General features: G+C 39.2%; 25 protein-coding genes. 23 read left to right on the forward strand and 2 right to left on the reverse strand.

What is annotated here, in order from left to right; all coding sequences use genetic code 11:
* Positions 1 to 3: 3 nt before the first annotated feature.
* The 20 genes from KQI58_RS04525 (at position 4) to KQI58_RS04620 (ending at position 18,601) form a co-directional block, all read left to right on the forward strand.
* Positions 4 to 747, forward strand: a complete 744-nt coding sequence (locus KQI58_RS04525; protein WP_216406848.1) for an energy-coupling factor ABC transporter permease — start codon at positions 4 to 6, stop codon at positions 745 to 747.
* Complete coding sequence (locus KQI58_RS04530; protein WP_216406850.1) at positions 734 to 1,033, forward strand: energy-coupling factor ABC transporter substrate-binding protein; 300 nt, start codon at positions 734 to 736, stop codon at positions 1,031 to 1,033. The genes KQI58_RS04525 and KQI58_RS04530 overlap by 14 nt, the downstream gene beginning before the upstream one ends.
* The gene (gene cbiQ / locus KQI58_RS04535) at positions 1,020 to 1,697 is read left to right on the forward strand and encodes a cobalt ECF transporter T component CbiQ (RefSeq protein ID WP_216406853.1); all 678 of its coding nucleotides are present in this window, start codon (positions 1,020 to 1,022) and stop codon (positions 1,695 to 1,697) included. The genes KQI58_RS04530 and cbiQ overlap by 14 nt, the downstream gene beginning before the upstream one ends.
* Before the next feature lie 25 nt (positions 1,698 to 1,722).
* Complete coding sequence (locus KQI58_RS04540; protein ID WP_216406855.1) at positions 1,723 to 2,526, forward strand: ATP-binding cassette domain-containing protein; 804 nt, start codon at positions 1,723 to 1,725, stop codon at positions 2,524 to 2,526.
* Positions 2,527 to 2,546: 20 nt separating this feature from the next.
* The gene (locus tag KQI58_RS04545) at positions 2,547 to 4,031 is read left to right on the forward strand and encodes a cobyric acid synthase (RefSeq protein ID WP_437177494.1); all 1,485 of its coding nucleotides are present in this window, start codon (positions 2,547 to 2,549) and stop codon (positions 4,029 to 4,031) included.
* Entirely contained in the window at positions 4,028 to 4,594 is a 567-nt protein-coding gene (locus tag KQI58_RS04550) for a cob(I)yrinic acid a,c-diamide adenosyltransferase (RefSeq protein WP_216406859.1), read from the forward strand. Before KQI58_RS04545 ends, KQI58_RS04550 begins: the two co-directional genes overlap by 4 nt.
* Positions 4,595 to 4,633: 39 nt before the next feature.
* On the forward strand, positions 4,634 to 5,578 hold the full coding sequence (gene hemC / locus KQI58_RS04555; protein WP_216406862.1) for a hydroxymethylbilane synthase: 945 nt from the start codon (positions 4,634 to 4,636) through the stop codon (positions 5,576 to 5,578).
* Between the two features lie 10 nt (positions 5,579 to 5,588).
* On the forward strand, positions 5,589 to 6,293 hold the full coding sequence (locus KQI58_RS04560; RefSeq protein ID WP_216406864.1) for a uroporphyrinogen-III synthase: 705 nt from the start codon (positions 5,589 to 5,591) through the stop codon (positions 6,291 to 6,293).
* A 107-nt stretch (positions 6,294 to 6,400) separates the two neighbouring features.
* Positions 6,401 to 7,138 carry an AIR synthase related protein gene (locus KQI58_RS04565; RefSeq protein WP_216406866.1) on the forward strand — a complete coding sequence of 246 codons (738 nt, stop codon included), beginning with the start codon at positions 6,401 to 6,403 and terminating at the stop codon, positions 7,136 to 7,138.
* Positions 7,139 to 7,144: 6 nt separating this feature from the next.
* Positions 7,145 to 7,732, forward strand: a complete 588-nt coding sequence (cobU, locus tag KQI58_RS04570; protein ID WP_216406867.1) for a bifunctional adenosylcobinamide kinase/adenosylcobinamide-phosphate guanylyltransferase — start codon at positions 7,145 to 7,147, stop codon at positions 7,730 to 7,732.
* On the forward strand, positions 7,729 to 8,490 hold the full coding sequence (cobS, locus tag KQI58_RS04575; protein ID WP_216406869.1) for an adenosylcobinamide-GDP ribazoletransferase: 762 nt from the start codon (positions 7,729 to 7,731) through the stop codon (positions 8,488 to 8,490). The genes cobU and cobS overlap by 4 nt, the downstream gene beginning before the upstream one ends.
* Complete coding sequence (locus KQI58_RS04580) at positions 8,487 to 9,059, forward strand: histidine phosphatase family protein (RefSeq protein WP_216406871.1); 573 nt, start codon at positions 8,487 to 8,489, stop codon at positions 9,057 to 9,059. Before cobS ends, KQI58_RS04580 begins: the two co-directional genes overlap by 4 nt.
* A gap of 265 nt (positions 9,060 to 9,324) precedes the next feature.
* On the forward strand, positions 9,325 to 10,218 hold the full coding sequence (locus tag KQI58_RS04585) for an LCP family protein (RefSeq protein ID WP_216406873.1): 894 nt from the start codon (positions 9,325 to 9,327) through the stop codon (positions 10,216 to 10,218).
* A gap of 166 nt (positions 10,219 to 10,384) precedes the next feature.
* Entirely contained in the window at positions 10,385 to 11,260 is an 876-nt protein-coding gene (locus tag KQI58_RS04590; RefSeq protein WP_216406875.1) for an LPXTG cell wall anchor domain-containing protein, read from the forward strand.
* Positions 11,261 to 11,425: 165 nt separating this feature from the next.
* On the forward strand, positions 11,426 to 12,574 hold the full coding sequence (gene hemW, locus KQI58_RS04595; RefSeq protein ID WP_216406876.1) for a radical SAM family heme chaperone HemW: 1,149 nt from the start codon (positions 11,426 to 11,428) through the stop codon (positions 12,572 to 12,574).
* A gap of 122 nt (positions 12,575 to 12,696) precedes the next feature.
* Entirely contained in the window at positions 12,697 to 13,737 is a 1,041-nt protein-coding gene (hrcA, locus tag KQI58_RS04600) for a heat-inducible transcriptional repressor HrcA (protein WP_216406878.1), read from the forward strand.
* Between the two features lie 33 nt (positions 13,738 to 13,770).
* Positions 13,771 to 14,328, forward strand: a complete 558-nt coding sequence (gene grpE, locus KQI58_RS04605; protein ID WP_216406880.1) for a nucleotide exchange factor GrpE — start codon at positions 13,771 to 13,773, stop codon at positions 14,326 to 14,328.
* A gap of 48 nt (positions 14,329 to 14,376) precedes the next feature.
* The gene (dnaK, locus tag KQI58_RS04610) at positions 14,377 to 16,206 is read left to right on the forward strand and encodes a molecular chaperone DnaK (protein WP_216406882.1); all 1,830 of its coding nucleotides are present in this window, start codon (positions 14,377 to 14,379) and stop codon (positions 16,204 to 16,206) included.
* Between the two features lie 149 nt (positions 16,207 to 16,355).
* Positions 16,356 to 17,516, forward strand: coding sequence for a molecular chaperone DnaJ (gene dnaJ, locus KQI58_RS04615; protein WP_216406884.1), 1,161 nt, complete (start codon positions 16,356 to 16,358; stop codon positions 17,514 to 17,516).
* Between the two features lie 89 nt (positions 17,517 to 17,605).
* The gene (locus tag KQI58_RS04620) at positions 17,606 to 18,601 is read left to right on the forward strand and encodes a plasmid pRiA4b ORF-3 family protein (RefSeq protein ID WP_216406886.1); all 996 of its coding nucleotides are present in this window, start codon (positions 17,606 to 17,608) and stop codon (positions 18,599 to 18,601) included.
* Positions 18,602 to 18,706: 105 nt separating this feature from the next.
* Here the strand turns inward: KQI58_RS04620 and mprF are convergent, their stop codons facing one another.
* Positions 18,707 to 21,286, reverse strand: coding sequence for a bifunctional lysylphosphatidylglycerol flippase/synthetase MprF (gene mprF / locus KQI58_RS04625; protein ID WP_216406888.1), 2,580 nt, complete (start codon positions 21,284 to 21,286; stop codon positions 18,707 to 18,709).
* A gap of 4 nt (positions 21,287 to 21,290) precedes the next feature.
* Positions 21,291 to 22,013 carry an alpha/beta fold hydrolase gene (locus KQI58_RS04630; RefSeq protein ID WP_216406890.1) on the reverse strand — a complete coding sequence of 241 codons (723 nt, stop codon included), beginning with the start codon at positions 22,011 to 22,013 and terminating at the stop codon, positions 21,291 to 21,293.
* Between the two features lie 183 nt (positions 22,014 to 22,196).
* On the opposite strand from KQI58_RS04630, the gene KQI58_RS04635 reads away from it, so the two are divergent.
* The 3 genes from KQI58_RS04635 (at position 22,197) to rpoD (ending at position 25,931) form a co-directional block, all read left to right on the forward strand.
* Positions 22,197 to 22,832, forward strand: a complete 636-nt coding sequence (locus KQI58_RS04635) for a lysozyme family protein (protein WP_216406892.1) — start codon at positions 22,197 to 22,199, stop codon at positions 22,830 to 22,832.
* A 146-nt stretch (positions 22,833 to 22,978) separates the two neighbouring features.
* Positions 22,979 to 24,799 (forward strand): DNA primase, encoded by a 1,821-nt coding sequence (gene dnaG / locus KQI58_RS04640; protein ID WP_216406894.1) that lies wholly within the window; start codon positions 22,979 to 22,981, stop codon positions 24,797 to 24,799.
* Between the two features lie 22 nt (positions 24,800 to 24,821).
* The gene (gene rpoD, locus KQI58_RS04645) at positions 24,822 to 25,931 is read left to right on the forward strand and encodes an RNA polymerase sigma factor RpoD (protein WP_216406896.1); all 1,110 of its coding nucleotides are present in this window, start codon (positions 24,822 to 24,824) and stop codon (positions 25,929 to 25,931) included.
* Positions 25,932 to 26,013 lie beyond the last annotated feature (82 nt).

Consider the following 26,013-nt stretch of genomic DNA (forward strand, 5'->3'; position numbering starts at 1 on the left):
AAGATGAAAGTAAAAACAGTTAAAAAAATTCTCTTTGTCGCGCTTCTTTTAATTCTAGTTGTCCCTCAAAAGGCACACGCGATGCACATCATGGAAGGTTTCTTACCCCTTGGCTGGTGTTTGTTTTGGTATGCGGCATTCATTCCGTTCTTTCTCTATGGATTATTCAGTATCAGAAAAGCTGTGGCTGAGAATCCACAAAACAAAGTACTGTTAGCTTTTAGTGGTGCCTTCATTTTCATCTTATCAGCATTGAAAATCCCATCAGTTACGGGTTCTACCTCCCATCCGACGGGTGTGGGGATTGGAACGGCTCTCTTTGGACCCGGAGTGATCAGTGTTTTAGGAACCATTTGTTTATTATTCCAAGCCTTATTATTAGCTCATGGTGGAATAACAACCTTAGGAGCAAATGCCTTTTCTATGGCAGTCGTTGGTCCATTTGTTGGTTATGGCGTTTACCTGCTTCTGAAAAAAGCGAACGTTTCAACGTCTGTTTGTTTGTTCTTGTGTGCGTTTATTGCGGATTTAGCGACGTACTTTACCACCTCTGTTCAGCTAGGACTAGTTTTCCCTGATCCCTCATCAGGTATTTTTGGAGCAATCATGAAATTTGTAGGTGTCTTTATGATGACTCAGATTCCAATTGCCATTGCCGAAGGGCTTTTGACCGTCGTTGCTTATAATCTTATTTCAGCGAACTTTCCTTTTCATGAAAGAGGGGTTTTGAACAATGGAAAAAAATAAATCAAAAACAGGGTTGAATATCATTCTTTTATTGGCAGTAGCTGCTTTGATGGTTGGGGCTTTATTGATCAATCAAAACGGGGAATATGGCGGTTCAGATGGCGAGGCAGAAACCGTTATTACGGAAATTAATCCGGATTATGAACCGTGGTTTAATTCATTATTAGAACCTAAGAGTGGAGAGATTGAAAGCTTATTGTTTACTCTTCAAGGAAGCTTAGGTGTAGGAATCATTACCTATATTTTAGGTTACTACAAAGGAAAAAATAAAAATGCTGTTAATTGATAAGATTGCTTATGAAAACCGGCTACTTGATCTATCTCCAGGAATAAAAGGTTGTTTGTATCTTTTTCTATTGATCAGTTGTTTTCTATCGCCGCCAATGGTTCAAGTGCTAATAAGTCTCATTATTGGTGGAGCAACTATCTTTGTTACGAAAGTGAGAGCAAGCAGGTATTTCAAATGGCTACTGGTTCCAGCGCCTTTTCTTGTGATTAGTATCTTAACAATCTTGTTTTCCGTTAGCTCACAGTCAAAAGATTTTATCTTTCAGATTCCAGTATTTCATCATTTTCTAGGAATATCCGAAGCATCACTTTATTTAGGAACACGCTTGTTTTTTCGGTCGGCTAGTTGTGTGATCTGTACCTATTTTTTTATTTTAACTGTTCCTTTTCACCAAATTTTATTGATTATGAAAAAAGCTCATTTTCCAGCGCTATTGATTGAATTAACCATGTTAATGTATCGTTTTATTTTTATTTTCATTGATGAACTTCTAATTATTAAACGTGCGCAGGATATGCGTTTTGGATTCAGAGGATTAAAAAACAGCTATCAGTCACTAGGAGTACTGATTAAGCTTCTATTTTTTCAAACATTTGATCGTTTTAATAAGATGATTCTTTCGCTTGAAATGAAATTTTTTGATGGTGATTTTCCACTATAATTACTAAATGAGAGAAGGTGCTAACGTGTTTAAGGTAACAGATTTATGCATCAGTTACGAAAATCAAGCAGATGTCTTGCATCATCTTTCTTTGGATTTTAGCGATCATCGAGCGATTGGCGTTTTAGGAGCAAACGGTTCAGGAAAATCAACCTTGTTTGCGGCGATCGTAGGACTTCTACGACCAAGCAAAGGCGAGATCATTTATGATAATAAACCGTTGAATTATAAAAAAACAGCGCTGTACAAGTATCGACAGGAAGTTGGAATTGTTTTTCAAGAGCCTGAACATCAGATTTTTTATTCGATTGTGGAAGATGATGTCGCGTTCGCACTAAAAAATTTAGGGATTGAACCAGCACAGATTCAAGCCAGAATGGATGAGGTATTTACTCTACTTAAAATTGAACATTTGAAAAAGAAACCTGTTCAATACTTGAGTTATGGTCAAAAGAAAAAGATCGCGATCGCCAGTGTTTTAATGCTTAAAACGAAATGGCTATTATTGGACGAACCAACTGCAGGGTTGGATCCAGCCGGCAGGCAACAGATGATCGAGATTATCTCACGGCTAATCCAACAAGGAACCAAAATTATTCTCTCTAGTCATGATATGGATTTAATGTATGAAGTTTGCGAGTATCTGTATGTTCTTGATAAGGGAGTAATCATTAAAGAAGGAACGACTGACCAAGTATTTTTGGATGAGAAGATTCTTAAGACTGCTGGCTTAGAGCAGCCTTGGTTGGTCAAGATTCACCAGCAATTAGGTTTTCCACTAGTGAAAAATCAACAAGAGTTTATGAAAACAGAAATGAGAGCGAGGTGAAGGAAATGGGAAAAAGCTTGATGATTCAGGGGACTGCTTCGGATTCAGGCAAAAGTATTTTGGTGGCAGCCTTATGCCGTATTTTTCATCAAGATGGAATGAAAGTGATGCCCTTTAAGTCACAAAACATGGCGTTGAATTCTTATATCACATTGGACGGAAAGGAAATGGGGCGGGCACAAGTTTTCCAAGCAGAGGCTGCCGGAATTGAGCCAGATGCACGAATGAATCCGGTTTTATTAAAACCTACCTCTGATCGCAAATCGCAAGTAATTTTTAATGGGAAAGTCCTTTGTGATATGGATGCTGTGGAATACCATGATTTTAAGCCTCAGCTGATAGAAAAAATATCTGATCTGTATCAGGAGTTACTAGAAGAGAATGATGTAATTGTCCTTGAAGGTGCAGGTAGCCCAGCAGAAATTAATTTGAATAGTCGTGATATTGCAAATATGGGAATGGCAAAAATTGCCGATGCTCCGGTCCTTTTAGTAGCGGATATTGATAAGGGCGGTGTTTTTGCTTCAATTTATGGCACGATTCATTTACTGGAGCATGAAGAACGCGCTCGAATTAAAGGAATTATCATTAATAAATTTCGCGGCGATATCGCCTTGTTGGAACCAGGCTTAAAAATGATCGAAGACTTGACTGATGTTCCGGTGGTTGGGGTCATCCCGTATGCACAATTAAATATTGAAGATGAAGATAGTGTGGCTTTATCACAGGTGAGCCGAATGTATAATACGCAGAAAGATTTAGACATTGCTGTAATTGGGCTATCTAAAATGTCCAATTTTACTGATTTTAAGAGTTTAGAAAGTGAGCCAGATGTGTCAGTTCGGTATGTTTTTCCGAATGATCAACTAGGCAGTCCGGATATTCTCATTTTACCTGGCAGTAAAAATACGTTAGAAGACTGTCTCTACTTGCAGCAATCTGGATTAGCGAAAGAGATTGAACGAGTAAAAGCCGAAGGAAAAATGATTTTTGGAATCTGTGGAGGTTTTCAATTACTTGGGAAAAAACTGCATGATCCCCATCACGTAGAATCGACTATTGGCAGTATCGATGGATTAGGTCTATTGAACACAGAAACCTTTTTTGAAGCAGAAAAAACGACTACGAGAGTAGAAGCAATCATCGAGGATGAGACGATCAGCGGCTACGAAATTCACATGGGAAGATCAGAGAATCACGAGCAGCAGTATTTTGCTCAAATAATTTCCGCCAATGGTCAAGCAATTTTGAAGGAAGACGGCGCTGTTAGTTCAGATAAGAAAATCATCGGGACATACTTGCATGGTGTTTTTGATAACAGTGCTTGGCGAAGGAAACTGTTAAATCAGGTTCGAGCTGAAAAAGGGCTACTTCCAATTGACAAAATTGCGTTACCGTATCATGAGTGTAAAAATCAGCAGTATGATAAGCTGGCTGATTTAGTTCGTGAGAATGTTGATTTAGAAAAAATCTATCAAATTGTGAATCAGGAGGCAAATGTATGAACATCTATACGCGCTATGGGGATCAAGGATTCACCAGATTGGTCGGAGGGGGAAGAGCAAAAAAAAGTGCTCCTCGTGTCCAAACGTATGGATCAATTGATACATTAAATGCTCAAGTTGGAATTACTGTAGCTTCTCTCGGTCAACAAGAATCACTGCATACAGAATTGGTACAGATCCAACAGTGGATTTTTGATTGCGGCAGTGATTTTGCAACACCTGAAGAGAAACGTCCCTATAAGGTTCAATCACAGGTCATTACTTGGTTGGAAGAAAAAATTGATTTTTATTGGGAAGAGTCGCCCAAAATCGATCGATTTGTATTGCCGGGAGGTACAACGATAGCCGCAAATTTACACCTTTGCCGTTGTTTTACCAGAGAAGCTGAGCGAAATGCAGTAGCTCTCTTGGAATACAATGAAGCAATTAACGAAGAGGCGTTAAAGTTTTTAAATCGTTTATCTGACTATTTTTTTGCTTTAGCTCGTTGGGTCAATGGGCAAGCTGAGCAATCAGAAATCTTATATGAGAACAGTCCTCCTGTTTTTAACAGGAAGAAATGATCTAGAAAAATGAGCTCATCGAGTGAAAGAAGGAAAAAAATGAAAAAGCTGAGAGTTGGCACACGCGGTAGTAAATTGGCCACGACACAAACAAAACAAACGTTAGCTATTTTTCAGGAACATTATCCAGAAGTGGAAGTTGAACTAGTAAGAATTAAAACAAAAGGAGATCATCTTGCAACGCATAACTTACAGGCAATCGGTGGACAGGGCTGCTTTGTAAGAGAACTAGAGTATCAGCTTCGTGAGGGAAACATTGATTTTGCGATCCACAGCTTGAAGGATATTCCAACCACGATTCACGAAGAATTAGCGTTGGCTTGTATAATGAAGCGTCATTCACCAACAGATGCTCTGATTATTAGAGAAAACGGGAAAACATTAGAAACTTTACCAAAAAATGCCATTGTTGGAACTAGTAGTCTTCGTAGAAAGGCACATTTACTGCATGTACGACCAGATTTTGATATTCAACCTATTCGAGGAAATATCGACACGCGGATCCGTAAGATGACTGAAGGCCAGTACGATGCGATTGTGTTAGCGCTAGCTGGATTAGAACGCCTTGGGCTGGATCAAACCGTTTATCATCAAGAACTATCTACTGAAGTCATGCTTCCGGCGATTGGCCAGGGTGCAATTGCTTTGGAATGCCGTAAAGATAATACTGAAATCCTTCAGATGTTGAAGGCCATGGAACATTCAGAAACAGCGATAGCAGTAACTGCAGAACGTGCTTTTTTAAATAGTATGGATGGCAGCTGTACCTTTCCCGTCGGAGCCTACTGTCAGGCGAAAAGTGGTTCTTATGAACTAACAGGAATGATCGGCAGCAAAAATGGAAAGATTATTTTAAAAGAGACACTTCAGGGGAATGACCCGGTGATTTTAGGAAAAGCGGTGGCTGCTAATCTGATCCAACAGGGTGCAATTACGTTGATTGAGGAGTGTAAGAACGATCAAAAAGAAACTTTTATACACTAGAGAAGCAAGTATGCCGAATAATATTCAGCACGCCTTTGCAGAAAAAGGTGTGGAAGTTGTTGCTATTCCGATGAATCGTACGGTTTTTCAACCGCATCAAAGCTTGGAATATGAGTATGACTGGATTTTTTTCACTAGTGTTAATGCCGTGAAGTATTTTGATTTTACTCAATTGAATCGTCAGGCCAAAATACTGGCTATTGGCAATCAAACGACCAAAACATTACGAAAGCTGGGGTATCCTGTTGATTTTCAGCCTAAAGAAGGCTTTTCCGAAGGATTAGTAGAGGAATGGCTTCGCCTTGTAGGATCGAAACAGCGTGTTTTTTGGCCACATTCATTTCAAGCCCGGCGTGTAATCTATAATGCTTTAACTAGACAAGGACATGTAGTTTTGGAGCAGGTCATTTACAGGAATGAGTTTTTTTCAGAGGATCAAAAACGGTTACGACAACTAATAACAAATGAAACCATCCATTATGTATTGTTTGCTAGTCCTTCTGCTTGGAATTCTTTTAGCAAAACAGTTGGAACAATTAAGCGGTTGCCCGAAAATTTTTGGGCGCAGTTAACGATCGCCGCTATTGGACCAGTTACAGCTAGAGTAATAGAAAAAGAACAGCATGTGGCTATCCAGCCAGATATTTATGATATGCCGCATTTATACGATTGTTTATTGAGAAGAGTTGACCAAGAAAATGGCGCTTTTCTGTGACATTAATACTACTTTTGAGTTGAATTTATGTGAGGGTAATTTAGTTGATTAACAGACGCTTTCGACTAAACTAATTTTTCCTTCAAAGAATAAGGAGTGATCGGCCTGTGAGTTTGACAAAAGAATACCGAGATCTTTCCATTTTACCTGTTTCAAAGGAAAAGTGGCTGGTGATCGCTTGTGATTCTAGTGCGGGTATTGGAGAGAAGGAACACGATGCCGTTGAAATTGATCCCGCAGTAACAGCCGCTTTTTGTTTGCGTGTTCCCCTAATGGAATTATTATGCTATGGAGCAGAACCGATTGCTGTGATAGATTTGATCGGTAATGAATACGCTCCTACTGGAGAACGAATGTTAAAAGGGATAAGGGATGAATTGGCTAAAGCTGAGCTTTCTAATATTCCCCTTAATGGCAGCACAGAGGAAAACATGCCTACTAAAACGACCAGTGTCGGAATCACAGTGGTCGCCGAGACAAAGGCCGGCAAACAAAATTTTGAAATGCAGGAAGCCTGCAGTCTCATGCAATTAGGCCAGCCTTATGTTGGCGAACAGGTTGTGAAAAATCGCAAAACTATTTTTTCCTATCCTTTGGTAAAGGCCTTAAGAGCAGAGTCTGGAGTTTTAGATATGTTGCCCGTAGGTTCAAAAGGTATTCGCTATGAAGCGGAATTGATGACAAAGGATTCCGAATTTCAGATCCATTTTTCAGAAGTGGAAAATCTAGATTGCTCAGCGGGGCCGGCAACGGTCATTCTAGTAGCAGTTAGATCAGAACAGGAAGCAGATATTATGGCAAGGTATTCCGAGTTGAAAAAAATCGGTGAATTTAAAAAGAGGTGATAAATTTTGGGAGAAATTACATTAGTCACTGGCGGAGCACGCAGTGGCAAATCAGCTTTTGCAGAGAGCTTATTGGATACAGAGGCAGAAATCAATTACATTGCAACGAATTGTTCGGCTCAAGATCCCGAAATGGCCAATCGAGTAATTCTACATCAACAACGACGTCCTAAAAATTGGCAAACCACTGAAACATACTTGGTTGTTGCTGACGTGATTGAACAAGCACAAGTGTCAGCACATTTATTAGATTGTGCGACTATGCTGTCAACCAATTATTTTTTTGACTTAATGAAAGAACGATTTGGTGAGGACTTCACAATAATTGACGAAGAAATCATGAGGCTATCGCAAAAAGAGAAAGCTGCAATTGAAGCTGAGATTCTCGCAGAATGGCAAAAAATTCTTACAGCAGCGAGGAACAGTCAGGCGGATTTGGTTGTCGTGACAAATGAGGTAGGCCTAGGAATCGTTCCCGAAAATGCTTTTTCTCGTTGGTTTAGAGATGTCCTGGGACATGTAAACCAATCCTTAGGAAAGGAAGCGGATGCGGTATTTTTCGTGGTTGCCGGTATCCCGATGAAGATAAAATGATCGATAGTCTGATTTTGTATTTTCAATTTTTTACTCGAATACCGATTCCGATCGTAGTTGATGAACCTGAAGAAAAAATGCGTTCAGGCGTCCGTTTTTTTTCGCTGTTCGGATTAATGCTTGGCTTTTTAGAGGCGGTCGTCTATTGGCCGTTACAGCATTTTTTTAGTCCTAGTATTGCTTGGATTATGATATTGTTTCTTGATGTGATGTTAACTGGGGGCTTTCATTTAGATGCTTTATCGGATATGGCTGACGGTCTGTTTTCTTCTCGTGATAAAGATCGTATGCTGGAAATCATGAAGGACAGCCGCGTTGGTAGTAACGGCGTTTTGGCTATCGTTTTTTATTATCTACTTTTAGTCTTTAGCTTTTTAGTGCTGCTTCCCAATCTCAATATCCGATTGCAATCGACTGTTATTTTATTGTTGAATCTTGTAGGGAAAAATGGAATCAGTTTATTGTTTTATCAGATGCAGTATGCTGGAAATAATTCTCAAGGATTAGGTACTACCTTTTTGAATGTAAAAAAGCAAAATGTCTTAATTTGTCAGTTATTTTCTTTTTTTGTGTTGTTCATTTTTTTAGGTAGAGCAGGGATTGTATGTTTTATTGTTAACCTTTTAGTTGTTTGGCTTTATCGCAGATTAGTCATTAGTAAAGTTGGTGGTTTTAATGGCGATACTTTAGGCGCCTGTTCGCCTATCTCACAAGTAGTATTTTTATTGACTTTAATTCTAATGAGAGGTTTTTTATGAAAATCATTTTGATTCGTCATGGAGAAACAGAATACAATCGAAGTCACTTATTTTATGGAAAAACAGATGTATCCTTGAACGACACTGGGGTTCAACAGGCTTATCTGTTGAATGAAAAATTAGCGGGAATGTGGCTTGAGGTACCTATTTATACAAGTAGTTTGAAACGAACGATCGAAACAGCAGAATTGATCTTTCCAGGCCAAAAAAAAATCTCCTTAAAAGAACTAGATGAAAAAGATTTTGGGTTGTGGGAAGGATTAAGTGCGGATCAAATAAACGAGAAATTCCCAGAAGAATGGGAAAAATGGTTAATATCTCCCTTTGAGATAACTCCAGCAAATGCGGAAAAATTTTCGGATTTTCAGCAACGTGTCTTAGCCTGTTTAGAAACGCTGCTTAAAAAAAAGCAAGATTTTGTAATTGTTGGACACCTGGGCGTATTGCGAGTTATTTTGAAAAACTGGTTTCCGGAGTATGAATTTTGGGAAATCGCATTGGAGCAGGGGAACTATACGCTAGTTGAAGTTGGAGAGTTAACAACAAAGGTAATTGAGTGGAATAAGTAGCTGCCACCCTTTTGAATCTAGTGAGCTAATTTATTAACTATCTAAAAGGACTTAACTGAATAAATGACGACTGACCGTAAACTATTTAGCTTAGCGGTTTTTTTGTCGTTGTTTTTCATTTTTAGGAATCATTAATGACAGTAATAGCAAGAGTTTATAAAAAAATCGTAAAAAGCATACGCTAATAATGAAGAAGATTCGTTTTGGTATACACTGGATAGGTAGTTTAGGAAACTTATTTCTATTTTTAAAGTGAGGATTTCGAATGAAGGTTTTCAAACGTGTGATCTTAATTATTTTAGGCCTATTGTTAGTTTTTGAATGTTACCTAATTTTTTCATTTTTACAAGGTTATGAATCAACCAAAAACGCCCAGTCGAAGCAAACGATTCCCTTCAATGGAGAAGAGGCTCCGGATCAGAATGATTTGAACATTTTGATTATCGATACCGATTCTCGCGGAGAAGATCGCGGTCGATCAGATTCCTTGATGGTTGCTCATTACGATCAAAAAAAGAAACAACCTAAATTAATCTCAATTATGCGAGATAGTTATGTTGACATTCCTGGTCATGGGAAAGATAAAATTAATGCGGCATATTCTTATGGTGGGATTGAATTAGTACGAAAAACGCTAAAAGAAAATTTTGATCTTCCAATTGAATATTATGTCACGATTAATTTCGATCATTTTAAAGAAGCGATTGATAGTTTGTTTCCAAAAGGTGTAACTATTGATGCGGAAAAGGACCTAGATTTGGATCAAGTATTTATTAAAGCGGGCAAACAAAAAATGAATGGGAATACATTGTTACAGTATTCTCGATTCCGTGAAGATGAGGAAGGTGATTTTGGTCGAATTCGCAGACAACAGCAAGTACTTTCAGCCATCTCGCAGCAAGTTACAAATGTTACTTCATTAAGTAAATTGCCAAAAACAACTGGAAAGCTATTGGGCTATGTTGACACAAATTTATCTGAAAGTACGATTTTAAGTGTAGGCAAGGATTTTGCTTTAGGTGATACTAAAAAAATTGAAACTCTAGCTGTACCAATCGATAAAACTTGGGAATTTAACAATAATACGCCAAGTGGAAGTGTTTTAGAACTAGATACCGAAGCAAATGCAAAAGCAATTCAAACGTTTTTAACAGAATAGTCGAATAAAACGTACTATTTTTAAGCCAATGGAATACTCGTTGGCTTTTTCTTGTGTTCTGTCAAAATCGAACAACCATTAATTTTTTAGACAAATCGATCAATTTGTTTATTAACATATTTGTATGATTTTAGCTATAATCCTTGTCGAGGGGATGAAATAATTAATGAAGAAATTAGCTTTAATCGTATTATGTAGTGGTATCGCTGCGAATTTTTTTTGGTTCAACACAGACGCCTTCGCAAGTGTGGCTAATTCAGAAGTTAAGATAACAGATACATCAGAAACTTTCGATAGTACAACCGCTTCTAATGAACTAACAAATAGACAGACAGAAATAGAGGCTGCTTTAAAATTGGCTCAGCAACAATTTGAAGCGCGCCAAAAACAGATTGCACAAGATATTGCTGAGGCTCAGGAGCATTCACAGAAACGGCATGAAGATCTGCATAATGATCTTGCTGCGATTCGAGATCAATTAGATCAGACGCACAATGATTTTCAAAATCATTTTAATGAGGTGAATAATCACATTCAAACAGATCACGCCACAATGGAAGATCAATGGGCACAGGCGCAAAAGCAATTAGACCAAGCACGAGCGGATTTTAAACAAAGGATTGCTGAAGCTGAAAAATTGCAAGAGCAATTGAAGGCAGATCGTACAACGATTGAGCAAAGCCTTTCAAAGGCCAAAAGCAGCACACAGGCATTAAGTGGTCAGCTAGCAGAAGGAGCAGAAAACGCGCAAGCAGCTGTTTCGGATGTTCAAAATCGCACAGGGGATATCGAAGGCAGCATCAATCGAATCAAGGAGGTTCTTGATTCAGCTGGGGATGACCTTTCGGCAGATGGGAAAGAGGCAGAAATAACGCCCACGACCATGTCTGTAACGTCAAAAAAGACTGCTGATCAGCAACAAAATATACAAGCAAAGGAATACCCTAAAACAAATGATCAAGCGAATCCTTCGCTTTCGCTAATCGGCTTTGGGATTATTGGGAGTATCTTTTTTTACTACACACGCAAATTCTACAAATAAAAATACAAAGCTCGACGACCTGAAAAAAATTGTTCAGTAGCGTCGAGTTTTTCTTATGAACGTAAAAAATACATTAGAAAAGCTTGATAAAAGCAAGTGTTTGTTTCTAACAATGAGATGTGTGTTAGAATACGTCTGTTACTACTACGAAGAAAGAGGAACGAGATGACAAAATCTACTTCAGCCTACATTCACATCCCGTTTTGTGAACATATTTGTTACTACTGCGACTTCAACAAAGTTTTTCTTGAAGGACAGCCTGTAGATGAATATATTGAAGCGTTGTTGAAAGAGGCACGCTTGGCGTTAAGTCAGAATCCAGTGGAAAATATGAAGACACTCTACGTCGGAGGCGGTACGCCAACGTCTTTAAATGCGACACAATTAGATCGCTTATTAAGTGGTTTGCGCCAAATTCTTCCATATAATAATGGAGAATTTACAGTAGAGGCGAATCCTGGTGATTTGACTGCTGATAAGTTAAATGTAATGAAAAATTATGGAGTCAATCGCTTATCAATGGGTGTTCAAACATTTGATGATCGTTTGCTGAAAAAAATCGGCCGTAAACATACAGCACAGGATGTGTATGATACGATCCAATTGCTAGAAGAAAAAGATTTTAGGAATGTAACGATTGATTTAATTTATGCATTGCCGGGTCAATCCCTAGAAAGTTTTCGTGATACGGTAATACGAGCCTTGGCTTTGGATTTACCACATTATGCACTGTATTCATTGATTTTAGAGAATCAAACGATGTTTATGAATTGGGTTAGACGTGGGAAAATGCATCTTCCTGAGCAAGAATTAGAGGCACAAATGTATGCAGAAACTATCGAGGCGATGGAAAAAGCGGGACGAAAGCAATATGAGATCAGCAATTTTGCAAAACCTGGTTTTGAAAGCCAGCACAATTTAGTCTACTGGAATAATCAAAATTATTTTGGCCTGGGGGCGGGTGCTAGCGGCTATCTTGGAAATCGACGATATAAAAATCGTGGGCCGATCCAGCATTACTTAAAGTCATTGAAAAACGATCAGCTCCCTGTGTTAGAAGAAGAAATCCTTACTCAAAAAGCTCAGATTGAAGAGGAGATGTTCCTAGGCTTAAGAAAAATTTTAGGTGTTGATAAAACCGTTTTTGAAAATCGTTTTGGTCTCAGTATGATGGATGTATATGGTGAGGTAATCGAAAAATTAAAGCAGCAAAAGCTGATAACAGAGACGAATTCAAGGGTTTGCCTGTCTGAGGAGGGCCTGTTTCGAGGGAACGATGTTTTCGAGGAGTTTTTACTAAGCAAGGATAATTAGCACTCTCATATCGAGAGTGCTAATTTTTTGTATTTTTTCCTTGACTTATATAGAAGTTGTTGGTATATTAATAATCGAGTTAGCACTTAAAAAGAAAGAGTGCTAACTAAAGGATGAGAAGAATGTTAACGGAAAGACAAAAACTGATTCTCAGCTTGATCATCAAAAATTTTACCAATACGGGTCAACCGGTCGGATCAAAAAGTTTGATGGAAGAAGGCGTAAAAGCAAGCTCCGCAACTATCCGCAATGATATGAAGGCGCTAGAGGAATTAGGTATGTTGGAGAAAACCCATTCTTCATCGGGGAGAATCCCATCCGCTTTAGGCTATCGTTATTATGTGGATCATCTACTAACGCCAGCTAAGGTGAGTAATCAAGAAGTAGACCAGATTCGTAGATCGCTAAAGAAAGATATTCATGAGATTGATGATATCATTCAGCAGTCTGCCAAAATACTTTCACAAGTTACCAGCTATACGGCGTTCTCGCTTGGACCAGAAATGAAAGATCGGACATTGACCGGCTTTCGGATTGTTCCATTGAATGACCGACAAATACTGGCGATTATTGTCACAGACAAGGGAAATGTTGAGAGCCAAGTTTTTCGTATTCCTGAGAATGTTGACAGTCAGGACCTTGAAAAAATGGTTCGTATCATTAATGATCGTTTAGTAGGTCAGCCTTTGGTCAGCGTCTATCAGAAATTGAGAACCGAGATTCCAATGATTTTACATCGCTATTTTCAAACGACGGAAGGAATCAGTCATCTGTTTGATGTGATTTTGAACGACGCTTTCGAGGATAAGGTGTTTGTCAGTGGACGAATGAATATTTTGAATTTCAATCCGGATCAAGACTTTAACCATGTGAAATCAATGTATTCATTGATGCAGAATTCGGATGAGCTGACACAATTACTGTTACCTTCTGATAGTGATATTCATGTTCGGATTGGTACGGAGATGGGCAATGACTTGTTTGATCACCTAAGTATGATTCAAGCAAATTATGAAATTCGCGGGCACGGTCGTGGAACGATTGCTTTATTGGGTCCGACATCGATGCCATATTCAAAAATTTTTGGGCTATTGGAAGTTTTCCGATATGAGTTGACAAATGCATTGGATGATTATTATCGTTCTTTGGGTTTGTATCACTAGAAACGATTCCTACAAAGAAAGGGAGTACGCGCAGTGGCAGAAGAAAAGAAACAAGAAGTTGAAGAAGAATTAGACGAAGTCGAATCGAAAGAAACAGAATCGACTGAGAAAGAAGCGGAAGACATTGACATTCCAGAAGTTTCGGAAGTTGAAGAATTGACGAACAAGTTTAACGAAATGGAAGACAAATTTTTACGAGCTCGTGCTGAGATCGCAAATATGTCCAACCGCAACAAGAACGAGCGGGAACAGCTAGTTCGCTATCGTTCAAAAGATCTTGGCAAGAAATTATTGCCAGCGATCGACAATTTAGAAAGAGCCCTAGCAACTGAGGTTACTGACGATCAAGGCGCTAGCCTGAAAAAAGGAGTAGAAATGGTCCTTGAAAGTTTAACCGTTGCATTAAAAGAAGAAGGCATCACAGAAATCAAAGCGGAAGGTGAAACATTTGATCCGAATCTGCATCAAGCAGTGCAAACTGTTCCGGCAGAGGACAAGGTAAAACCTGAAACAATTGTGAATGTGCTGCAAAAAGGGTATCAGCTACATGATCGCGTATTGCGACCAGCAATGGTGATCGTGGCTCAATAATATATAAACTACTAATTAAACATATAATGGAAAAGGAGATTTTCAACTATGAGTAAAATTATCGGTATTGACTTAGGTACAACAAACTCTGCTGTCGCTGTCTTAGAAGGCGGAGAAGCTAAAATCATTACTAATCCAGAAGGAAATCGCACAACACCATCCGTTGTTTCATTTAAAAACGGTGAGATTCAAGTTGGTGAAGTAGCAAAACGTCAAGCAGTGACAAACCCACACACAATTTCATCTATTAAACGTCACATGGGTGAAGCTGGGTATAAAGTAGAAGCAGATGGCAAATCATACACACCACAAGAAATTTCTGCCATGGTATTACAATACATTAAAGGTTTTGCAGAAGATTACTTAGGTGAGAAAGTTGAAAAAGCTGTTATTACAGTTCCTGCCTACTTCAATGACTCACAACGTCAAGCAACAAAAGACGCTGGTAAAATTGCTGGTTTAGAAGTTGAACGTATCGTTAACGAACCAACTGCAGCAGCATTAGCTTATGGTTTAGATAAAACTGATAAAGATGAAAAAATCTTAGTATTTGACCTTGGTGGTGGTACTTTCGACGTTTCAATCCTTGAATTAGGAGATGGCGTATTTGACGTATTATCTACTGCTGGAGACAACAAACTAGGTGGGGATGACTTTGATAACAAGATCATCGATTACTTAGTTGCTGATTTCAAACAAGCAAACGGAATTGATCTTTCTAAAGATAAAATGGCAATGCAACGTTTGAAAGATGCTGCTGAAAAAGCGAAAAAAGACTTATCAGGTGTTAGCTCAACTCAAATCAGCTTACCATTTATTACCGCTGGTGACGCTGGTCCATTGCACTTAGAAACAACTCTTTCTCGTGCGAAATTTGACGAAATCACTGCTGATTTAGTGGAACGTACAAAAGCTCCAGTTCGTCAAGCGTTGAAAGATGCTGGATTGTCACAATCTGACGTTGACGAAGTAATCTTAGTCGGTGGTTCTACTCGTATCCCTGCTGTTGTTGAAGCGGTACGTAAAGAAACTGGCAAAGAACCAAACAAATCAGTGAACCCAGATGAAGTAGTAGCGATGGGTGCTGCAATCCAAGGTGGGGTTATCACTGGTGATGTGAAAGATGTCGTATTACTAGACGTAACACCATTATCATTAGGTATTGAAACAATGGGCGGCGTATTCACGAAGTTAATCGATCGCAATACTACGATCCCAACAAGCAAATCACAAGTATTCTCAACCGCTGCGGACAACCAACCTGCAGTAGATATCCATGTGTTGCAAGGTGAACGTCCAATGGCTGCGGATAACAAAACATTAGGTCGTTTCCAATTGACAGATATTCCAGCAGCACCTCGTGGAATTCCTCAAATCGAAGTAACATTTGATATCGATAAAAATGGTATCGTTAATGTTTCTGCGAAAGACTTAGGAACACAAAAAGAACAAAAAATCACGATCAAATCTTCTTCAGGCTTATCAGACGAAGAAATCGAACGGATGGTAAAAGACGCTGAAGCAAATGCTGATGCCGATAAAGCTCGTAAAGAAGAAGTAGATCTACGTAACGATGTTGATGCTTTACTGTTCTCAGTTGACAAAACTTTGAAAGAATTAGAAGGTAAAGTTGACGCGGATGAAGTGAAGAAAGCGGAAGATGCTCGCGATGAATTGAAAGCAGCAGTTGAAGCGAACGATATCGAAGAAATGAAAGCAAAACGCGATGCGTTGAACGAAATCGTACAAAACTTAACGGTTAAACTTTATGAACAAGCAGCACAACAACAAGCAGAGGCTGATCCAAACGCAGCTCAAGGCGGCGCGGATGATGTCGTGGATGCTGATTTTGAAGAAGTTAACGATGACGACAAATAATTGATTCGTTACTAAAGGCCAAAGTCATCGCTTTGGCCTTTTTTCTTTCAAGATTGGTGATTCCTTTAGAAAAAATCTAAGAAAAGTATCGTATCGATTTTGAGTGTGATACAATACTAACGATTCTATGAAATTATGGAGGGAAGCCAATGGCTACAAAACGGGATTATTACGAAGTCCTTGGGGTGCAAAAAGGCGCTTCGGATGATGAAATAAAAAAAGCATATCGTAAGCTTTCCAAGCAATACCACCCGGATATTAATAAAGAAGCTGATGCTGAAGAAAAGTTTAAGGAAATTTCTGAGGCTTACGAGATCCTAAGCGACCCACAAAAACGTGCTGCTTATGACCAATACGGTCATGCAGGTACCGATCCAAACTTCGGTGCTGGCGGAGCAGGTGGCTTCGGAGGCGCTGGTGGATTTGGCGGAGCAGGCGGCTTTGGATTTGAAGATATTTTTGAATCCTTCTTTGGCGGCGGTGGTTCACGTCAAGCGGACCCTAAAGCACCAAGACAAGGGTCAGATCTGCAATATTCGATCAACTTGGAGTTTGAGGAAGCTATTTTTGGCGTGGAAAAAGATATTAAATACAACCGTGAAGAAACTTGTCATACATGTAACGGAAACGGTGCAAAACCTGGAACACAACCAGAAGTCTGTCATAAATGTCATGGCTCCGGCTCAATCAATGTGGAACACCAAACGCCACTTGGTCGCGTAATGAGTCGTCAAACATGTGATGTTTGTCATGGAACTGGTAAAGAAATTAAAGAACCTTGTCCAACCTGTCATGGTTCAGGTCATGAAAAACGTCCTCATACAGTCAAGGTGAAAGTCCCTGCTGGTGTAGAAGATGGGCAACAAATGCGCTTAGCTGATCAAGGAGAAGCTGGTATCAACGGAGGACCATACGGTGACTTGTATGTGGTCTTCAAAGTGAAACAAAGTGATATCTTTGATCGTGATGGCGCAGAAATCTATTACACATTGCCTCTAAGTTTTGTTCAGGCAGCCTTAGGTGATGAGATTAACATTCCAACTGTTCATGGCGATGTGAAATTAAAGGTGCCTGCTGGAACCCAAACAGGTGCGAAGTTTAGACTTCGTGGAAAAGGAGCACCAAGACTTCGTGGGAACACCAATGGCGATCAACAGGTAACGGTAAAAATCGTCACACCGAAGAACTTGAACGAGAAACAACGGGAAGCTTTACGAGCATTTGCAGAAGCTGGCGGACAAACCGTTAGTGAACAAAAAGAGGAAGGTTTCTTTGGCAAGGTGAAGGATGCCTTTGGTGGCAAGAAATAATTATGGAGACTCAGTCAATTCGCTGTTGATTGAGTCTCTTTTTTCTTTTACTATTAATGTGAAGAGAATATGTGTTGAAGGAGGTTCATATGGATAAATTGGACAAGCTATTTGATCGAATGACCAGAGACATGATGCATTACTTTATTGCGGGAGGACTCGCTGAACCAGATGGACTTATTCGCACAGTCGAATTCTTTATAAGCTTCGTTGATAAAGGAAAGTTAAGTAGTAAGCTGTTAGACAAACAAATTGTGAAGGATGCTTTGATTCATCACATGCCTAAACACATGCCTCTATTTATAGATGAAAGTTTCTATGCGTATCAAATCCTTTTGGATCTCTATAGTGCGTTGTATCATGAAAGAATTATTACTGAGGAAGAATGTAAGGACATGCACTATTTCATTTATCTTAATAAAACGGCCTTTTTGACTCGTATGAGCAATCCTAATTATTGGTCTAAAGCAAAATTAGCTATTATGGACGAGTGGCGTGAAGGAAATTTTGAAGTCGAAGACCCTTATAATATTGAATACTATGACCTTGAAGAGGCACCAAAAAGAAATGTTCCTGACAATATTTTAGCATTTCCTAAACAGAAAAAAATTGAGAGCCAAAAAACTAGTTATCTTGTTAGAGTTGACCTGAAAGGCTTCAAACCACCTATTTGGCGACGGTTAAAGATTCCAGCCGGCATCACTTATGAGCAGCTGCATCATATTCTCCAAATTAGTTTTGGATGGGAAGACAGCCATTTACATAGTTTCTTTGTAGATCGGACTAAAATGATTGGGCCGAGTGAACTAGAAATGTCGCAGTTTTCCGAAGAGCGACGATTAATTGATGAGGATTTTCAAGAAGGTGCAAAAATTGAATATATCTATGATTTTGGTTGTGATTGGGAGCATCAAATCATGGTTGAAAAGGTTCTTGTGAATGAAGCTGTGCAATTTCAGTATGCTGTTTGTGTAAAAGCGAAAGGGGATACACCGTTTGAAGATTCTCGCGGAGAAGAAATTTGGAAGGCCTTTGATCTGGCAGAAATAAACGCTAGGCTAGAACAGAAAAGAATCAGAAAATGATTAAAATCAAAATTAAAAAGAGTCTGGAATAAATTACTCCAGACTCTTTTGAACTTTTTTAAAAGCGAATATTTATTTACAAAATAATCACTAATATGAAAACAACTAATCTCTAAAGATGAATCGACGGAATCCATGATATTTTTTTTCAGCTTGAACTGGAGCGTTATCTGTAATCAAAAGGGCGATCATGACATAACCAATCCAACTATCACGGGAATAGAGTACATATTTAGGTAGCCATTCATTAGCATATTTATCTTTGTATTCCTTTAGCCCGCCAAAGGAATAAAAGCGGGAGCCGAAATTATAAACTAAATAGGCAATTCGTTCCTGGGTGAAGCTTTTGCGGGAGGTTCCAACATTTGCTAACGGTGCCATGCCTAGGTCGAAGTATTCAATGCCCATTTCATCTCGCATATATTGGAACAGGTTGATGAAAAGAAAGTCCATCGTACCGCTTGGTGCCTCTTCTGGACTGTGGCGCATCAAGTCGATCGTGCCGATGCTGTTGGTATAAGTAGGCATGAAATTTGCGAAAGCAACAATCTTTTCATCGCTATTTCTAATCACCGCGATTGGTGCCCGTTGCAAATAATCTTCTGAAAAGAAACCTAAAGAAAAGCCTTTTTCTTTGCGACCTCCCAACCATTCATCTGAGACAGTTTTCAAGGCATTGATTGTCTCAGTTGAGAAGGGCGGTTTAATAACATCAAATTGATAACCTTCCTTAAGAACTTTATTAAAACTAGAGCGCTGGCCTTTCATCTTCTTGCCGCTTAACGTAAAGTCTGGCAGGTGTACATGGGCCCTTTCACCGAATTTGATAAAATCATAGCCGAACTCGTGAAGAATCATGACCATCTCTTCACTATTCTCATAAAAAACCGGTAAATAATTGTAGCGATCGACTTCATTAATCAATGCTTCTGTAGCAGCCTCGAAGTCACTTGCTTTTCCCGAAGGATCGCCCATTACTAAAATTTTATTGTTGAAGGTCGACAATTGAAAGAATACTGTGTCTTCATCACCGTTGTTGTAGTAAAAGACCTTTTTATCCTTTAAAAAAACCAATTGACTGTCAGGATTGCCGTCATAAGTCGATAAAATATGTTGAATACGAGATTCATCTAATTCTTCACCAATTTGAATGCGTTTATTTTTCAAAAAACGAATCAATAAAAGGATAATGAAAGCAACTATCAAGATAGCAATAAAACCTACAAACCAAATTTGTTCGCTAGGAAACAAGAAAAACTCTGGCAAACGATGACGATGATGGATGTTTGGGCTGTTATACACGCCGATAATGATGTACAAAATCGCTAAACTACCCATAATTATTCCGTCAATCGTTATCCATTCAGCAGAATAAACGAGCTGCTCTCTAAATAGTTCGTTTTTTGAAAAAATAACAAAAAGTAATAACAATGCTAGAAATATTCCTGTTGAAAAGCGAAATCCAGCTAGCAAGGAGTATAGAAAAGTTAAGGCCACAATAATAATTGTGGGTGTATAAGCTCTTTTCACTCGTGCAGAAGTTCCGCGACCTGAAACTATCAATAAGAAGCCTAACAAAATTGCTGGAAAGACGACAATTACACGTGAGTGTATAGGATTCAGCCGTTGTAAGAAAGGCAGTCGGATAAATGCTTCGGGAATTGTTGCTGATAAAACCAGCATAATTCCTGTAAAATAAAGCAGAATAACCTCGAACTTGTGAGCCAACTCTTTTAATAGACTGACCGGAATTCCTTTATAGCGTGTATTAATCGTTGTACCGAGATTCTTAAAAAAGAAAATCAAGCCAATGGCAAAAGGAATCAAGTAATAAAAAAGTCGAAATAGTAAAAGCCACGCAACAACTGTTTCGCGGGGAGTTCCCAGCGCTGAAAGCCCGATAATCATCATCAAGTCAAAACTGCCGAGTTCTCCTGGTATCATCGAAGCAATCCCGATTACTGTCGCAGCAATAAATAACGGAACAACATCGCGAATGTTCACATGAACACCCATCAATAAGCCAATTGAAATGAAACTGACTAACGTTCCTGTCCATTCGAGAAAGGAAGTTACGATCAACTCCAAACGATGTGAACTTTTCAGATCGCCTAAATATTCCCCTTTCCCAAAAAGGCTTAAACAAAAAACAATTGGAAAATAAAGGCCACCACCAATTAACCAAATCCAGTATTGGCGTAGATATTGATTATGGTCGTCGAACATGACTAAGAAAAAAGAAAGCAGCGCATAAATTGACAGTCCAGACATTGTAAAGACTAAAATTTTAGATAATGCTTGAATAACTTTTTTTCCAGATGTTTGTTTGCCATAAAATTCAGATCGTAATCCCGCGCTGACAACTCCGCCGAAACCAGCAATGTTGTTCAAGGTATTGACCAGCCAGCTAGTTTCGAAAATATACAGTTTCTTTGGTTTTTGTTCCAAGATGTTATTTAAAGTGAAATCGTAGCCGATCATTGGAACCACAGAAATTAACCCGATTACCGCCATTAGCAATATGTTCCAGATGCTGATTTCACTGAAAATTGTTGAAAGCTGGTCAAAGGAAATTGTTTTTGCAATATTTGATAATTCGAACAAGACAATGATAATAACTGAAATCAAAAAGATTGTTTTAAATTTACTTAAATGTGTTTTTACCCATCCGATAAGATTTTCCATCGAATCACTCCTCACCGATTAAAAATTGAAGGACTTCTTGATTGAAACGCTTGGGATTTCTACGCGCAAACATATGCCCTTGACCAGAAACAATCGCAAAACTCGCGTTCGGTATTGAACGAGCGATGTACATTGAATGCTGTGTTTTAATCGAATCATGTTTTCCCACGATGACCAGAGTGGGGGCTTGTATTTGGTTTAAATCTTCAGTTGACAATCCGATATCACGGAAAAGCAGACGCAAAATAGGTAAAAAATTACGCATACCTGTATCAACAAATGCACCGATCCAGACGATCGCGTATTGCACATAACTCAAGAGATGATAGAGCGTTCGTACACCGTTAGGAACTGTATTACCAGCATTCAAAACCAAGTGATCAACCTTGTCAGGGAAAAGTCGCGCAAAAACCATTGCTAAATTAGCACCATCACTGAAGCCCAAGAGATCAGCGTGATCAAGTCCTTCCTGCTCCATGATGGTGGCAAGATCTTCCGCCATTAAATGAAAACTTGTTTCTTTTTGCGTATTGGTCGAACGTCCATGTCCGCGGCTGTCGACAACGTAGACGTTAAAATGTTTGCTGAAACTGTTTAATTGCTTTGAAAAGTAACTACCGCTTCCGCCGTTGCCGTGAAGCAGAAAGAGTGCTGGACCCTGTCCATATTTTTCGTAATAAATTTCTGAACCATCGCTCATTTGAGCAATTTTTTTTTCATTTTTCACAACATCACCTACCAGTGTTAAGTATACCGATTTTTTTAAGTATTGCACATTAATTTAATTATGGAACGAAATGAAAACTTTAGAATGATTAATTAAATATAAAGCTATCATATTTTGCTTTTAAAAGGTCAATTGACTCTTGTAGTATGGATAGAGAAAAAAGAAGACAGATGGGTAGATTTCATGTTAAAGATAATTGGAAAACTTTTGAAAATAATTATTATAGTTGCAATTCTTACGGTCTTGGTGGTTGGTGGATTTTTTGCAATTCGAATATATAAAAATACAAATACAGTCAACGGCTATCGCAGCGATGTGCAAGTTTTAGCAGATCAAGCTGGAGTAGGAGATTATACGGACGTTATTTTAGGGATTATGTATACTGAGTCAAAGGGTCAAGGCACAGACCTGATGCAAAGCTCCGAAAGTGCCTATGGCAGTCGTGGAAAGATTATTAGTCAACAGGAGAGCATTGAAAGTGGCGTCAAGCATTTTGCGGAAAGCTACAAGCAGGCGAAAGCTGCGGACTGTGATCTCAACACTGCAATTCAAGCATATAACTTCGGGACAAAATATATTCAGTATGTCCAAGAACACGGTGGTAAAAACAGTGTGGAGCTTGCTGAAAAGTACTCGCGAGATGTTTTATCACCAGGATATGGCAATGACCAACAACACACGTATCGGTATATGCAGCTTCAGTCTGTGTTATACAATGGGGGCTATTTGTATCAAAACGGTGGAAACATGTTTTATGCTGAAATCGTGCAAATGAACAAGCGATTCCTCACGCTGTTCCGAAGCTTTCAAAATAGTTAAAATAATGAGCGGAAAGCTTGTAATAATAAAGAAATATGCTAAAATGATAGACGTATAAGTTTGTCTAAAAAAATCGCGCTGATCGAGAGATGAATTAGGGCGATTTTTACGGCTGTTATCATATTTTTGGGAATTGGGGTGAGGTTTTGGCGCAAAGAATTCCCCAACAGGTGATTGATGAAGTTCGTGAGAAAACAAATATTGTTGAGGTCATTGGTCAATATGTCCAATTGAAGAAATCCGGCAAAAATTATTTGGGACTTTGTCCATTTCACGAAGAGAAGACTCCATCTTTTTCGGTTGCTGAAGACAAGCAGATTTTTCATTGTTTTGGTTGCGGTAAGGGCGGCAATGTTTACACTTTTTTACAAGAGCTAGAAGGAATCAGTTTTCCAGAAGCAGTAAAAAAAGTTGCCGATATGGAACAAATTCCTCTAGGTATCGAGATTTCTAGTGAGCCTGTGAACCAAACGTCAACAGGGCAACAACAATTAATTGCGTTGCATGAACGAACGCGAGACTTGTATCATCATTTGCTGATGAATACGAAGGTTGGTGAAGAAGCGTTAGAGTATCTTCACGAACGTGGTTTGAGCGATGATTTGATTAATGAGTTCAAGATCGGTTTTGCACCTAGTCAACGGGATTTCTTAGTTCAAGTGACACAGCAAGACAAGGTAAGCGCTGATTTGATGGAACGTAGCGGGTTATTTATTCGCCGAGATGACGGTAGTTTTAGCGATCGTTTTTATCAGCGAGTGATGTTTCCACTAAATGATTTTCGTGGGAAACCAATCGGATTTTCTGGACGTTTGTTGAAAACAAAGGAATTTCCTGGAGAAGATCAGCCGAAGTATCTGAATTCTCCTGAGACGGAACTTTTCAATAAACGGCAGGTATTGTTCAATTTTGACAAAGCCCGAAACGAAATTCGTAAACAGGGCGAAGCGATACTATTTGAAGGGTTCATGGACGTATTAGCTGCTTGGCAGGCCGATATCAAAATTGGATTAGCTTCCATGGGAACTAGTTTGACGGAACAACAAATTGCGGCAATTGAGCGTGTGACAGGTCAAGTGGTTATCGCCTATGATGGTGATGATGCAGGGCAAGCAGCGACAGATCGCGCTTTATCGATTTTAGATACACATAGTCGATTGAATCTGGCAACTGTAACTGTACCGGAAAAGCTCGATCCAGATGAATACTTGCGAAAATACGGTGTTACAGAGCTGCAGAATTTATTGCAGCATGGTCGTCAAACTCCTTTTGCATTTAAGATGCATTATCGAAAAAAAGGGTTGAATCTGGATAATGAGTCGGATCGACTAAATTATTTGGAGGTCTTAATGCAGGATTTGGCAAAAGTACAGTCTCCTGTGGAACAAGATTTGTATTTAGGTCAATTAGCCAATGAATTTCATTTGACGCGTGAAAGCTTGAAGCAGCAGTTGCAAATGGTTCGACAGACAATTAGGACAGAGCGTCGACAACAACAAGCTCCGGTTTCTCCGGCACCGACCCAAACGGTCAGAAAAGTATTGACCAAAGAAGAAAAAGCCGAACGAATGTTACTGTATCGCAGTATGAATGAAAGTTCGATCCGTGAACAATTAGTCCAGACGGAGTTTCAATTTATTCACGATCAGTATCAAGAATTGCTTCTTTACTTAGATAGTTATATGATGGTTCATGGAAATTTCATTTTAGCGGACTTCCTGAACTATTTAAAAGAGGACGAGATGAAGCAGTTGGTCATCGACATCTCTATGATATCCATGTCAGAAGATAGTAATGAACGCGAAATCTATGATCTGATGCGGGTAATTTCCCAATCTGGCATTGCTGAGGAAATCAAACAACGACAAAAAGAGCAGCTTGAGGCCAGAAAAAGCGGGAACCAGCAACGGGAATTAGAATTGACCGTGCAAATTATCGAATTGACGAAACGCTTGAAACAAGCCTAGAAGTGAAAGGGGCATTTATTTTATGGCAGATGTAAAAAACAAAAAAGAGTACGAAAAAGCTTTAGCAGCCTTCATTAAGGAGAAAAAACCTTTAGGACAGGTGGTCTACGACGAGTTAACGAATCGTTTGGCGACACCTTATGAATTAGGCGCGGAAGCAATGGATCAATTGATCCAAAAAATCGAAGACGCTGGTGTCAGTGTTGTCGATGAAAATGGTGAACCTTCTAAGGCTAGCTTGAAACAAAATGAGAAAACAGCGAAGGAAGCTCAAAAAGAAGATTTATCGGCCCCAACTGGTGTCAAGATCAATGACCCAGTTCGTATGTATTTAAAAGAAATCGGACGCGTTTCATTATTGACTGCCGAAGAAGAGGTTGAACTTGCTTTATTGATCGAACAAGGAGATCAAGAAGCGAAGCAACGTCTAGCTGAAGCAAACTTACGTTTAGTTGTAAGTATCGCTAAACGTTATGTTGGACGTGGCATGCAATTCTTAGATTTGATCCAAGAAGGAAACATGGGCTTGATGAAGGCCGTTGAAAAATTTGATTATCGTAAAGGATTTAAGTTCTCGACTTATGCCACATGGTGGATTCGTCAGGCGATTACTCGTGCGATTGCTGACCAAGCGCGGACGATTCGTATTCCAGTTCATATGGTCGAAACTATCAATAAATTGATTCGGGTGCAACGTCAATTACTGCAAGATTTAGGCCGGGAACCAACACCAGAAGAAATTGGTGCTGAAATGGATCTGCCGACTGAAAAAGTTCGTGAAATCTTGAAGATTGCTCAGGAGCCTGTTTCTTTGGAAACACCGATTGGTGAAGAAGACGATTCTCATTTAGGCGATTTCATTGAAGATCAGGAAGCGACTAGTCCAGCTGAACACGCTGCTTCTGAGATGTTGAAAGAACAATTGGAAGATGTTCTTGATACCCTAACTGACCGTGAAGAAAATGTTCTACGTCTACGTTTTGGCCTAGACGATGGCAGAACACGGACATTAGAAGAGGTTGGTCGTGTATTTGGAGTTACTCGTGAACGGATTCGTCAGATCGAAGCGAAGGCTTTGCGTAAGTTACGCCATCCATCACGCTCTAAACAATTGAAAGACTTTTTGGAATAAAAGACATTTATGCTCCTCGGGGAATTCCTCGAGGAGCTTTTTATATGGAGAAACAGCGACCAAAATGCATCGATTCGCCATT

Origin of the sequence: Enterococcus raffinosus (assembly GCF_018917525.1) — a bacterium.
In the GTDB taxonomy this organism is placed as follows: domain Bacteria; phylum Bacillota; class Bacilli; order Lactobacillales; family Enterococcaceae; genus Enterococcus_A; species Enterococcus_A raffinosus_A.

What these genes read in the sequence shown, in the direction of transcription:
- KQI58_RS04525 (WP_216406848.1), top strand. Translation starts at nt 4, where the DNA reads ATGAAAGTAAAAACAGTTAAAAAAATTCTCTTTGTCGCGCTTCTTTTA.
- KQI58_RS04530 (WP_216406850.1), top strand. Translation starts at nt 734, where the DNA reads ATGGAAAAAAATAAATCAAAAACAGGGTTGAATATCATTCTTTTATTG.
- cbiQ (WP_216406853.1), top strand. Translation starts at nt 1,020, where the DNA reads ATGCTGTTAATTGATAAGATTGCTTATGAAAACCGGCTACTTGATCTA.
- KQI58_RS04545 (WP_437177494.1), top strand. Translation starts at nt 2,547, where the DNA reads ATGATTCAGGGGACTGCTTCGGATTCAGGCAAAAGTATTTTGGTGGCA.
- KQI58_RS04550 (WP_216406859.1), top strand. Translation starts at nt 4,028, where the DNA reads ATGAACATCTATACGCGCTATGGGGATCAAGGATTCACCAGATTGGTC.
- hemC (WP_216406862.1), top strand. Translation starts at nt 4,634, where the DNA reads ATGAAAAAGCTGAGAGTTGGCACACGCGGTAGTAAATTGGCCACGACA.
- KQI58_RS04560 (WP_216406864.1), top strand. Translation starts at nt 5,589, where the DNA reads ATGCCGAATAATATTCAGCACGCCTTTGCAGAAAAAGGTGTGGAAGTT.
- cobS (WP_216406869.1), top strand. Translation starts at nt 7,729, where the DNA reads ATGATCGATAGTCTGATTTTGTATTTTCAATTTTTTACTCGAATACCG.
- KQI58_RS04580 (WP_216406871.1), top strand. Translation starts at nt 8,487, where the DNA reads ATGAAAATCATTTTGATTCGTCATGGAGAAACAGAATACAATCGAAGT.
- KQI58_RS04585 (WP_216406873.1), top strand. Translation starts at nt 9,325, where the DNA reads ATGAAGGTTTTCAAACGTGTGATCTTAATTATTTTAGGCCTATTGTTA.
- KQI58_RS04590 (WP_216406875.1), top strand. Translation starts at nt 10,385, where the DNA reads ATGAAGAAATTAGCTTTAATCGTATTATGTAGTGGTATCGCTGCGAAT.
- hemW (WP_216406876.1), top strand. Translation starts at nt 11,426, where the DNA reads ATGACAAAATCTACTTCAGCCTACATTCACATCCCGTTTTGTGAACAT.
- hrcA (WP_216406878.1), top strand. Translation starts at nt 12,697, where the DNA reads ATGTTAACGGAAAGACAAAAACTGATTCTCAGCTTGATCATCAAAAAT.
- dnaK (WP_216406882.1), top strand. Translation starts at nt 14,377, where the DNA reads ATGAGTAAAATTATCGGTATTGACTTAGGTACAACAAACTCTGCTGTC.
- dnaJ (WP_216406884.1), top strand. Translation starts at nt 16,356, where the DNA reads ATGGCTACAAAACGGGATTATTACGAAGTCCTTGGGGTGCAAAAAGGC.
- KQI58_RS04620 (WP_216406886.1), top strand. Translation starts at nt 17,606, where the DNA reads ATGGATAAATTGGACAAGCTATTTGATCGAATGACCAGAGACATGATG.
- mprF (WP_216406888.1), bottom strand. Translation starts at nt 21,286, where the DNA reads ATGGAAAATCTTATCGGATGGGTAAAAACACATTTAAGTAAATTTAAA.
- KQI58_RS04635 (WP_216406892.1), top strand. Translation starts at nt 22,197, where the DNA reads ATGTTAAAGATAATTGGAAAACTTTTGAAAATAATTATTATAGTTGCA.
- rpoD (WP_216406896.1), top strand. Translation starts at nt 24,822, where the DNA reads ATGGCAGATGTAAAAAACAAAAAAGAGTACGAAAAAGCTTTAGCAGCC.